The sequence below is a fragment of the Stenotrophomonas maltophilia genome (assembly GCF_004920835.1).
In the GTDB taxonomy this organism is placed as follows: domain Bacteria; phylum Pseudomonadota; class Gammaproteobacteria; order Xanthomonadales; family Xanthomonadaceae; genus Stenotrophomonas; species Stenotrophomonas maltophilia_AQ.
In genome coordinates, this window is the sequence record NZ_QFHO01000069.1 from 1 (window position 1) to 421 (window position 421).

The window sequence follows — 421 nt, forward strand, 5'->3', positions numbered from 1 at the left end:
ACGTTATTCGCCCTTTGAGCTAACCGATGTGCAGCGAGCATATTTAATGGGGCGGCAATCGGGGTTCCCACTGGGTGGCGTGGCAACGCACTATTATCAGGAATACGAGTATCAGGAATACGAGTATCAGGAATACGAATATCAGGAATACGAATATCAGGAACATGAAAGCCATCAGCAATATAAAGGCACACCGTTTGACCGGGAACGATTAGAGCGGGCCCTAACTCTGCTGGTAGCTCGTCATGATGCGTTGCGTATTGTGTTTGATGAACAGGGTACACAGCGTGTGTTACCCCATCAACCGTCCCCGGCGCTTCAGGTTATTCATTGCGGTGCTGTGGAGTGGGAAACCGTGACGGCGACTCAACGGGATCGGTTGTCACATCATGTCTCTGAACCGACCCAATGGCCGTTGTTC

At 51.1% G+C, this 421-nt stretch carries 1 pseudogene; it reads left to right on the forward strand.

The window, feature by feature from the left end:
• Positions 1–421: pseudogene (locus DI041_RS21105) on the forward strand (hypothetical protein); the annotation flags it as partial.